At 35.2% G+C, this 12,709-nt stretch carries 4 protein-coding genes; 1 reads left to right on the top strand and 3 read right to left on the bottom strand.

Annotated elements, in window-relative coordinates; all coding sequences use genetic code 11:
• The coding region (locus ACVCXO_RS02280) for a beta strand repeat-containing protein (RefSeq protein ID WP_452227978.1) at positions 1–5,380 on the bottom strand (5,380 nt) is incomplete at its 3' end.
• Positions 5,381–5,987: 607 nt separating this feature from the next.
• Between ACVCXO_RS02280 and ACVCXO_RS02275 the strand changes: the two genes are divergently transcribed.
• Positions 5,988–7,577, top strand: coding sequence for a peptide chain release factor 3 (locus ACVCXO_RS02275; RefSeq protein ID WP_452227977.1), 1,590 nt, complete (start codon positions 5,988–5,990; stop codon positions 7,575–7,577).
• A 298-nt stretch (positions 7,578–7,875) separates the two neighbouring features.
• On the opposite strand, the gene ACVCXO_RS02270 is transcribed toward ACVCXO_RS02275, so the two are convergent.
• Positions 7,876–8,193 (bottom strand): DUF3467 domain-containing protein, encoded by a 318-nt coding sequence (locus ACVCXO_RS02270; protein ID WP_303426250.1) that lies wholly within the window; start codon positions 8,191–8,193, stop codon positions 7,876–7,878.
• Positions 8,194–8,386: 193 nt separating this feature from the next.
• A complete protein-coding gene (gene rpoC, locus ACVCXO_RS02265; protein WP_452227976.1) occupies positions 8,387–12,688 on the bottom strand; it encodes a DNA-directed RNA polymerase subunit beta' in 4,302 nt (1,433 codons plus the stop codon).
• Positions 12,689–12,709 lie beyond the last annotated feature (21 nt).

The following is a 12,709-nucleotide window of genomic DNA, read 5'->3' as shown; positions in this document are numbered from 1 at the left end:
ATACAGTTACTGGAGAAGTAAATCCGGTTTCTGTTCCATTTTGTGTTCCATCACCATCTTCATCGTTATATACGGTTCCGGTTACTGAACCAGCTGTAGTATAACCATCTGTTCCTGCTGCAACTGTTCCATTTACTGGTACCGTTACTTCCGTTGGTTCTGTTCCTTCTGTTAATGTCGATCCTACTGGTAAAGTAGTCGTATCTACTACGATATCTACTGTCCCTGCTGGTACGCCTTCTATAGTATACGTCCCATCCGCTGCTGTTGTTCCTGTTGGCTCTCCTGCGTCTAATACGCCATCGCCATCTAAATCCGCAAATACAGTTACTGGTGTAGTGAATCCGGTTTCTGTTCCGTTTTGTATTCCATCACCATCTTCATCGTTATATACGGTTCCAGTTACTGAACCAGCTGTAGTATAACCATCTGTTCCTGCATCTACACTACCATTTGTTGGTACCGTTACTGATGTTGGCTCTGTTCCTTCTGTTAAACTTGCTCCTGCTGGTAAAGTAGTTGTATCTACTACGATATCTACTGTTCCTGCTGGTACTCCTTCTATAGTATAGGTTCCATCCGCTGCCGTTGTTGCTGTTGGCTCTCCTGCGTCTAATACGCCATTGCCATCTAAATCTGCAAATACAGTTACTGGAGAAGTAAATCCGGTTTCTGTTCCGTTTTGTGTTCCATCACCATCTTCATCGTTATATACGGTTCCAGTTACTGTTCCGGCTGTAGTATAACCATCTATTCCTGCATCTACACTACCATTTGTTGGTACCGTTACTGATGTTGGCTCTGTTCCTTCTGTTAAACTTGCTCCTGCTGGTAAAGTAGTTGTATCTACTACGATATCTACTGTTCCTGCTGGTACTCCTGAAATAGTATATGTTCCATCCGCTGCTGTTGTTGCTGTTGGCTCTCCTGCGTCTAATACACCATTGCCATCTAAATCAGCAAATACAGTTACTGGAGAAGTAAATCCGGTTTCTGTTCCATTTTGTGTTCCATCACCATCTTCATCGTTATATACGGTTCCAGTTACTGTTCCGGCTGTAGTATAACCATCTGTTCCTGCTGTAACTGTTCCACTTACTGGTACCGTTACTTCGGTTGGCTCTGTTCCATCTGTTAAAGTAGCACCTGTTGGTAAAGTAGTTGTATCTACTACGATATCTACTGTTCCTGCTGGTACGCCTTCTATTGTATATGTTCCATCCGCCGCTGTAGTTGCTGTTGGCTCGCCTGCGTCTAATACGCCATCGCCATCTAAATCTGCAAATACCGTTACTGGAGAAGTAAATCCTGTTTCTGTTCCGTTTTGTATTCCATCACCATCTTCATCGTTATATACTGTTCCGGTTACGGTTCCAGCTGTAGTATAACCATCGGTTCCTGCTGCAACTGTTCCACTTACTGGTACCGTTACGTTAGTTGGTTCTGTTCCTTCCGTTAAGCTTGCACCTGTTGGTAGTGTTGTTTCATCCACTTGGATGTTTACAGATCCTGCTGGTACACCTTCTATTGTATAGGTTCCATCTGCTGCTGTTGTTGCTGTTGGCTCTCCTGCGTCTAATACGCCATCGCCATCTAAATCCGCAAATACAGTTACTGCAGAAGTAAATCCGGTTTCTGTTCCATTTTGTGTTCCATCACCATCTTCATCGTTATATACGGTTCCGGTTACCGTTCCTGCTGTAGTATATCCATCTGTTCCTGCTGATACTGAACCTCCACCAATTGGTGTAACATTCGTTGGTTCTGTTCCTTCCGTTAAGGTTGCTCCCGTTGGTAAAGTAGTTGTATCCACTACGATATCAACAGCAACTCCTGTTGGTAAACCTGTAATTGTATATGTTCCATCTCCTGCTGTTGTTGCTGTTGGCTCTCCTGCATCTAATACGCCATCACCATCTAAATCAGCAAATACGGTTACTGCAGAAGTGAATCCAGTTTCTGTTCCGTTTTGTGTTCCATCACCATCTTCATCGTTATATACGGTTCCAGTTACTGAACCTATACACCCATTAATACCATCATCTGTTACAGCTAATGCACTACCTTGTCCACTTGCACTTGCAGTAGAAGGAGCGACACCTGAAGCATTAACGCCTCCGGTTAACATCCCATTCCCATCTACATTAGAAGCTAGAAAAGTACCACCACCTTCAATAGCATCCGGACAAGTATCATTATCACTATCTAAATCTAAATGGTTTGGAATTCCATCACCATCTGAATCTAAAGTTGTTGTATTCATTGGGTTAACAAAATTAGTAACACAATTAAACTCCACGTTATGTTGTCTTCCTGAAGCTGAAGCTCCTGCAACTCTAGCAACAACACCTAATCTAATAGTATAAGAAGATCTACCTGTATGTTGTGTCGCATAATTTACTTGCGGAAAATTGCTAGACACAGATGGGTATTCTGTAATACCAGCAGTACCAACTATAAAATTATCTTCAAATGTCACCAATAATTCTGTATCCTGATTAACCGTATAGCTATTTGCCAATTCCGACCAATTCTGTTCGCCAAATCTTGCCCCACCATCTACGTCGTTAAAATTAACAAAGAACTCAGGAATAACAACATCGTTAACTCCTGCTACTCCGCCTGTTGTTACAAAATCAAATCTATATTCTGTATATGCACGATCTCCAATATTAGCTAAAGTAAACGCTGATCTTGGCTGAAAAGAATTAACGTTTACAGAGTTATCATCTAAAACAGGAACCGTTGTTCCGTTTAATTCAACTATTGTAACTAGCGCATCAATTCCTGTACTTACACCTGGGAATCTAAATGTTTCGTTTAATAAAAATGTATTTATATCACCATCACCTCCTGCTTCTTCCGAATAGGCATTATTAAAATTTAATACTGTAGCAGAAGTACAAGCTGGTTGACCAGGTGAAGTAACTAAACCTTCATCTATATCGGTAATACCATCATTATCATCATCTTCATCACATCCATCAGGATAAGCATCCCCATCATTATTTGCTTTATCATCAAATCCAGGACATAAATCGTTTGCATCAATAGTTCCATCATTATCTGAGTCACATTGACCATTTGAATCTGAAGGTGTTCCATCTATAGAACCTCCTACACCTTGACCTGTATTTTCATCCACATTATTTGGCACACCTGTTACGCTATCAACAGTTCCAGTTAATTGTCCATTGACAACACTACTAGTATTAATATTATCTGCTCCTTCAAGTGCATCCGAACAACCATCACCATCACTATCTAAATCTAAATAATCTGGAGTACCATCGCCATCTGTATCTAAATCTGTACAAGCGAAAAGTATAAATTCAATACCATCTGAAAGCACACCAGAAACACCATCTTGAACAAATTCAATTGTAAAAGTTGACATATTACCATTAACTTGTAATGATCCTGCCGCAGTTCCATCTGAAGAGTTTTGCGTACTTTCAAAAGTATAAGCCCCTGAAAGTTCATTTCCAGAACCACTATCTTTTGCTGTAGTTGCTGTCACAAGAAAATCACTAGTACCAGATAATGCAGTCCAAGTCAAACCATCTTGAAGTGTCATTAAAGCAGAGTTTTCTGTTAAACCATCACTTCCTCCCAATCTATCTAGATGCAATATTGGGTTGGTAACATTAATAGGATCTCCCGCTGCGTCTTCAAAAGAAAAAGTTAAAGTACTTCCCCAACTATATTCTCTTTGCAGAGAGACATCTCCACTTAAATTTTCTGACCAAAAAGATGCTGTATTAAAAGCTCCTACTGAATTTGCCTGAAAACCTGTTGAATTAGTTACTAATCTAGCAACAACTCCGTTTCCATAATCAAAAGTAGCTTCTGACCCACTAACTAAAGTCCATGTTCCAGATTGCACTGGAGAAGTACAAATACCTTCATTAATATCTGTAATACCATCATTATCACTATCTAAATCACAACCATCAGGAACTAAATCCCCATCTATATCTACCGCATCATCTGAACCCTGACAGATATCACTACCATCTAAAACCCCATCATTATCTCTATCACATTGTCCATCTGCATCAAAAGCAGATGCATTTTGAGAAGTCCCCAAATCTTGACCATTATTTACATCCACATTATCAGGTACCCCAGTTGCATTTTCAACTGTTCCATTTAACGAACCATCTGTATTGACTTCCGTTGTTACAATAAAATCACCACCTTCTAAAGCATCTGAGCAACCATCATTATCGGAATCAAAATCAAAATGATTAGGGATTCCATCACCATCAAAATCATACACATCTGGCACGCCATCGGCATTAGAATCTGTATAATCCGTTATACTGCTATCCACTCCAGTTCCATTATCGGTTGTGTCATTCCAGTTTGGAATACCATCTCCATCTTCATCATGACTTGGCATAAAATTCCCTGACTCTTCTGTATCTAAAATACCATCATCATCATCATCTAAATCATCTATATCATCCAATCCGTCTCCATCTTCATCTGGCTGAGACCAAATAAAAACTTTACCATCACCCGGATCACTAGAAGCTGCTGAATATTGAATACTAGTAATAGTTGCTCCCACATCTGCTAATTCGCTTAACAAAAACAAAGCAACACCTGCTGTACCACCATTACTATACACTCTATTAGTTAACCAATAATCAGAATCCGGATTTCTACTTGTACTAGGCTCATTTACGGTTCCGACAGTACCTATATCATTAGAATTAGATCCTGTACCTCCATGTCCCCATTGCACATTGTCTCTATTCACAAAAGTTTCACCTAATGAAACTGTTGTAGTACTACCTAATTCCGTTCCGAAAACTTCAATATGCAAGCAGTTGTTTGCATTCCTTTCTGTAACAGCAATAATAGAACTTGAAGCCGAAACAATTCCAGGAGAATATGTTAATGTATGTCTTATAGTACTTTGGCTTTCTTCTAAAGTAAAATCATCACAAGTATCCGCTCCACTTCCAGCAGAAGCTTCAAAATAGTGGTTTAAATTTGCGTCTTGAAAAGCTGCCAAGGCCACCGCATTCCAGTTAGCATCTGCGCTACCTCCAGCTGTAGAATTCGTATGATCATTTTCTCTTATAAAGTGAGAAGATTGATTACCAGGACCGACCTCTGTTAATTGATAACCATTTGGTAGACTAAACTCACTATATATTTTTGTCCCTATAGTTATACTTTGCAATGTAGCAGGGTCCGTATTTCCTGCCGTAGAGCTTGTGTCTTGCGTGTCACTCCATTGAAAAGAGGCCCCAATTCTAATACTATTTGCATTCGATTGAGCAACAATAGATACAATACTAAATATAGCAAAAACTATAGTTAAATAAATTGATTTTGAATTCGAGAATCGTGTAATGATTTTCATATAATTGTGGTAAAATTGTTTTATACTTATAAAAATTATCTGCAACAATATTTTGCAATGCTAAGCACTACAAAACATTGTTAAACTTGTTTTATGCAAAAAAGCCAATACAAATTTGCATTGGATCTATTAAAAATATTAATACTAATACTACTCATTCTCTTAGGGAAAAATAATGGTTAATTTCTTGTTTTACGGTTTTCCCGTAAACTAATATTCCTACAAAAATATCATTACAATATTTTTAACAAAGGGATTTAATAAAATTATTCACTTAATTCGGCTAAACGCAAATACGCTCGATTAAACGCTAATTGTGTTAATTTCTTTAACAAAAATATCTAAAATAAATATCTAATTTATCCTAAACCATCAACTAACTACTGTATTCTCGACCATATGTTCTTCTTTTCCGATGAATCATATTTTTCAGCAAATTTAATGGACATACTACCTAATGGATTACTTCATCTTACTATAATTTACAAAAGACCGAGATATTCTAGACTTAAGTTTTATTATATTCCTAGTTTAAAATATATTATAATTATCGAAATACAATTAAGATAATTCTGTGAATACTTTATATTTGCACAAATTATTTTTTATGAAATTTACAGACGAAATCAAACGAAGAAGAACCTTTGGAATTATCTCTCATCCCGATGCTGGTAAGACCACTTTAACAGAGAAGTTACTATTATTTGGTGGAGCAATTCAAGAAGCTGGAGCTGTAAAAAGTAATAAAATTAAAAAAGGGGCCACGAGTGATTTCATGGAAATAGAAAGACAGCGTGGAATTTCTGTAGCGACTTCTGTATTAGCTTTTGAATATAATGGTATTAAAATAAACATTCTAGATACGCCAGGTCATAAAGATTTTGCGGAAGACACTTTCCGTACTTTAACAGCAGTAGATAGCGTTATAGTAGTAATTGATGTAGCAAAAGGGGTAGAAGAGCAGACTGAAAAATTAGTGGAAGTATGTCGTATGCGTAATATACCTATGATTGTTTTTATTAATAAAATGGATCGTGAAGGTAAAGATGCTTTTGAACTACTTGATGAAATTGAGCAAAAATTAGGATTACGAGTAACCCCTTTAAGTTTTCCTATAGGAATGGGTTATGACTTTAAAGGGATCTATAATATATGGGAGAAGAATATTAATTTATTTAGTGGAGATAGTCGAAAGAATATTGAAGAAACCATTGAGGTATCTGATTTAAACTCTCCTGAATTAAATACTTTAATTGGTGATAAAGCTGCCGAAACACTGCGAGAAGAAATAGAATTAGTAGAAGGTATTTATCCTACTTTTAATAATCAAGAATATTTAGATGGTACATTACAACCTGTATTTTTTGGATCTGCTTTAAATAGTTTTGGAGTACGTGAATTATTAGATTGTTTTGTTGAGATAGCTCCTAAACCAAGAGCGAAACAAAGTGAAGAGCGTCTTGTACAACCCGATGAAGAAAGCTTTACTGGTTTTGTATTTAAAATTCATGCCAATATGGATCCTAACCATAGAAACCGTTTGGCTTTTGTTAAAATAGTTTCAGGAGAGTTTAAAAGAAACACGCAATACTTACATGTAAGACACAATAAAAAAGTCAAATTTTCTAGTCCGAATGCCTTTTTTGCAGAAAAAAAGGAAATTGTAGACATCTCCTATCCTGGTGATATTGTAGGTTTACAGGACACTGGAACTTTTAAAATTGGAGATACATTAACCGAAGGTGAGATACTGAATTATAAAGGTGTACCGAGTTTTTCACCAGAGCATTTTAGATATATCAATAATGCAGATCCGATGAAATCTAAACAATTAAATAAAGGTATAGACCAATTAATGGATGAAGGTGTAGCTCAATTATTTACTTTAGAATTAAACGGAAGAAAGGTTATTGGTACCGTTGGAGCATTACAATATGAAGTAATACAATATAGATTAGAGCATGAATATGGTGCAAAATGTACCTACGAAAATTTAAATGTATTTAAAGCGTGTTGGATTGAAACCGATGATATAAAAAGCGAAGAATACAAAGAATTTTTAAGAGTAAAACAACGCTATTTAGCAAAGGACAAAAGAAATCAATTAGTCTTTTTAGCAGATTCCTCTTTTTCTTTGCAAATGACACAACAAAAATACCCTAGTCTAAAATTTCACTTTGTAAGTGAGTATAAGTAATAAAAAACATTTTAAAGCTATTTAAGAGGCTTTATAAAAACAAACGATTAATATTAAGTAAATATTTATTAACGAAAAAATCACCTATTTAAAACAGGTGATTTTTTTTAAAGTTATAATTTATTTCTATAATAAAAATTAAACTAATAAGAATATATTATACCTTGATGTATTTATCAATAATTGGTTAAGCTTCTCCTGTTAGTCCAAAATTCAATGGAATTGGAGGTTGCTCAAAAAAAACATTTGGAGCACATCCTTAAAAACTAAGATTTAAATTTTTATACTAGATCCCTTACTAAGCTTCACCCGTTGGTCCGAAATTCAATGGAATTGGAGGTTGCTCATAATCTTTGATTTCACCATGCATGTTTTCAAATTTAGCTACATTATCACTTAAAGCCTTCATTAAACGCTTTGCATGTTGCGGTGTTAGTATAATTCTAGATTTCACCTTACTTTTTGGTGTTCCAGGCATAATACTAACAAAATCCACTACAAATTCTGAAACAGAATGGTTAATGATTGCTAGATTAGAGTAGGTTCCTTCTGCAACTTTCTCGTCTAATTCAATATTAATTTGCCCTGGTTTTTTCTTATTTTTATCTTCTGCCATTGTAAACTTATTTACGCTTCCGCAAAAGCGAAAGTCTTATTAATAATTATATTTAAAATAAAAAGTCCTGTTTAAAAAAACAGGACTTTTAAATCTATTATTTATAAAATCTCATTAACATTCATGAGATCCCAACCTGTGTTGGGATAAATTCGATTAGCCAACACTTCAAAAAGAAGTGTTGTAATCTCATTTAATTATAATTCACTTCTTGTTTTGCTTGCATCATTTGATCAAACTCTTCTTTAGAACCTACGATAATGTTTTCATAGTTACGCATTCCTGTTCCTGCTGGAATTCTGTGTCCTACAATTACATTCTCTTTAAGTCCTTCTAAAGTATCGATCTTACCAGCTACAGCAGCCTCATTTAATACCTTTGTAGTTTCTTGGAAAGAAGCTGCAGATATAAACGATTTTGTTTGTAGTGATGCTCTTGTAATACCCTGTAAGATAGGTGTAGCAGTTGCAGGCTTAGCATCTCTAGCTTCCACTAACGCTTTATCCTCACGACGTAAAATAGAATTTTCATCTCTTAAATCACGTGCTGTTACAATTTGTCCTTCTTTTAAGGTAGCAGATTCTCCTGCGTTTTCAACTACTTTCATTCCAAAGATATCATCATTTTCAACAATGAAATCTGATTTATGCACTAGTTGATCTTCTAAGAAGATAGTATCACCAGAATCTATGATTCTAACTTTACGCATCATTTGTCTAACAACAACCTCAAAATGCTTATCATTAATTTTTACACCTTGTAAACGATATACTTCTTGTACTTCGTTAACTAAGTATTGTTGCACTGCTGAAGGTCCTTTAATATTAAGGATATCGTTAGGTGTTATAGAACCATCGGATAAAGGCATACCAGCTTTCACGAAATCATTTTCTTGAACAAGAATTTGATTCGATAATTTCACTAGATATTTCTTAATATCTCCAGTTTTAGACTCTATAATAATCTCACGATTACCTCTTTTAATTTTACCGAAAGAAACAACACCATCAATTGCACTTACAACTGCTGGATTAGAAGGGTTACGCGCTTCAAATAATTCTGTTACACGTGGTAAACCTCCTGTAATATCTCCTGCTTTAGAAGACTTACGTGGAATCTTAACTAAAATTTTACCAATCTTAACTTTCTCACCATCATCAATCATAATGTGAGCTCCTACTGGTAAGTTGTAAGAACGAATTGCTTCCCCTTTACTATCCTCAACAATAAGTGTTGGAATAAGCTTTTTGTTTCTAGATTCAGAAATTACTTTCTCTTGGAAACCTGTTTGCTCATCAATTTCAACTTGGTAAGTTATACCTTGCTCAATGTTCTCATAACGTACTTTTCCAGCAAATTCTGAAATAATTACACCATTATATGGATCCCAAGAACAAACTACATCTCCTTTAGATAATTTGTCTCCGTTTTTAACTTGAACAAAAGAACCATAAGGAATATTGTTAGTACTTAAAGTAATACCAGTTTTCTTATCTATTAATTTGATTTCAGAAGTACGAGAAATTACAACATCTACGATGTTACCTTCATTATCTTCTCCTTTAACCGTTTTTAACTCTTCAATTTCTGCAATACCGTCAAACTTAACGGCTAATTTATTTTCTTCAGAAATGTTACCTGCAATACCACCTACGTGGAATGTACGTAAAGTTAACTGTGTACCTGGTTCTCCAATAGATTGTGCTGCCACAACTCCTACTGCTTCACCACGTTGCACCATTTTATTCGTTGCAAGGTTTCTACCATAACATTTAGCGCAAATACCTTTTTTAGCTTCACAACTTAATGGAGAACGAGCATCTACTTTATCCACTGGAGAGTTTTCAATTGCTTTTGCAATATCTTCTGTAATTAACTCATTAGCTCCAACTAATAATTCATCAGTTAATGGATTATATATATCGTTTAATGAAATACGACCTAAGATTCTTTCTTCTAAAGTTTCAACAACTTCATCATTCTTTTTAAGTGGAGAGATTTCTACTCCTCTTAACGTACCACAATCTACAGTGTTTACTATTACATCTTGAGATACATCTACTAGACGACGTGTTAAATAACCTGCATCGGCAGTTTTAAGTGCTGTATCGGCAAGACCTTTACGTGCACCGTGAGTAGAAATAAAGTACTCTAAAATAGAAAGCCCTTCCTTAAAGTTAGAAAGAATTGGATTTTCAATAATAGATCCACCTCCTGCAGTCGATTTTTTAGGCTTCGCCATTAATCCACGCATTCCTGTTAACTGGCGAATCTGTTCTTTAGATCCACGAGCACCAGAATCAAGCATCATATACACCGAGTTGAAACCTTGTTGATCTTCACGAATACGTTTCATTGACAATTCTGTCAATTCTGCATTTGTAGAAGTCCAGATATCAATAACTTGGTTATAACGCTCATTATTTGTTATAAGTCCCATGTTATAGTTACCCATAATACCGTCCACTTTTACGTTTGCAGCATCAATCATAGATTGTTTTTCTGGTGGAATAATAATATCCCCTAAACTGAAGGATAAACCACCTTTAAATGCGTAGTAATATCCTAAGTTTTTAATTTCATCTAAGAAATCCGCTGTTTCTGGTACCGATGTTACTTTTAAAATATCACCAATAATATTTCTTAGTGATTTTTTAGTTAATACATCATTGATATACCCTGCTGCTGCTGGCACTTTTTTATTAAAGATTACACGACCAACAGTAGTTTCAATAATTTGAGGAACTAATTCTCCTGCTTCATTGAAATCGATTGCTCTTACTTTAATTCCCGCATTTAAATCCACACGTTTCTCATTGTAGGCAATAGTTACTTCTTCATCCGAATAAAAAGTTAAACCTTCTCCTTTAATTTTAACATCTTTAGTAGAAGTTCTTAGCTTGGTCATATAATATAGACCAAGTACCATATCTTGTGAAGGTACTGTTACTGGCGAACCATTTGCAGGATTTAGGATATTATGAGATGCCAACATTAATAATTGACATTCTAAAATAGCTTCTGGTCCTAATGGTAAATGCACAGCCATTTGATCTCCATCAAAATCGGCATTAAATGCAGTAGTTACTAATGGGTGTAATTGAATTGCTTTTCCTTCAATTAATTTTGGTTGAAAAGCTTGAATACCTAGTCTGTGTAATGTAGGAGCACGATTTAAAAGCACTGGATGTCCTTTTAAAACATTTTCTAAAATATCCCAAACTACAGGTTCTCTTTTATCTATAATTTTCTTTGCAGATTTTACAGTTTTTACAATTCCTCTTTCAATTAGTTTTCTAATTACAAAAGGTTTGTAAAGTTCTGCTGCCATATTTTTAGGCAATCCACATTCAAATAATCTTAATTCTGGTCCTACAACAATTACAGAACGTGCAGAATAATCAACACGCTTACCAAGTAAGTTTTGACGGAAACGTCCTTGTTTACCTTTAAGTGAATCTGATAATGATTTTAATGGTCTATTCGAGTCTGTTTTTACAGCAGATGATTTACGTGTGTTATCTAATAAAGAATCTACAGATTCTTGTAACATACGTTTTTCATTACGTAAAATAACTTCTGGTGCTTTTATTTCAACTAATCTTTTAAGACGGTTGTTTCTAATAATTACACGACGATATAAATCATTTAAATCTGAAGTTGCAAAACGTCCACCATCTAAAGGCACTAATGGTCTTAATTCTGGTGGGATAATTGGTACTACTTTCAAGATCATCCATTCTGGACGATTCTCTCTATTTTCGTTAGAGTCTTTTAGAGCCTCTACAACTTGTAAACGTTTTAAAGCTTCCGTTTTACGTTGTTTAGACGTTTCGGTATTTGCTTTATGACGCAACTCATAAGAAAGTGTTTCTAAATTTATTCTAGCCAATAAGTCGATCAAACATTCAGCTCCCATTTTTGCAAGGAACTTGTTTGGATCTGTATCATCTAGATATTGGTTTTCTTGCGGAAGTGTTTCTAGAATATTTAAATATTCTTCTTCGGTTAAGAAATCCATTTTTTGTAATGGTTCTCCTTCGGCATTTTTAGCAATACCTGGTTGAATTACTACGTAACGTTCGTAGTAGATTATCATATCAAGCTTCTTTGAAGGAAGTCCTAATAAATAACCAATTTTGTTTGGTAAAGAACGGAAATACCAAATATGTGCAACAGGAACCACTAAATTAATGTGTCCTACTCTATCACGACGTACTTTCTTTTCTGTTACTTCTACACCACAACGATCACATACAATACCTTTATATCTAATACGTTTATATTTACCACAAGCACATTCATAATCCTTTACAGGACCAAAAATACGCTCACAGAATAAACCGTCACGTTCTGGTTTATGTGTACGATAATTGATAGTTTCTGGTTTTAAAACTTCCCCTCTAGATTCTGCTAAAATAGATTCTGGTGATGCTAAACCAATGGAGATTTTATTAAATCTCTTTACCGTGTTCTTATCTTGTTTTCTTGCCATGTTTTTTAAGTCTTCAGTTAT

It is taken from the genome of Lacinutrix sp. MEBiC02404 (assembly GCF_053601575.1).
The sequence above is the reverse complement of the archived record's forward strand: the minus strand, read 5'-3'. Positions and strand labels throughout refer to the sequence as shown.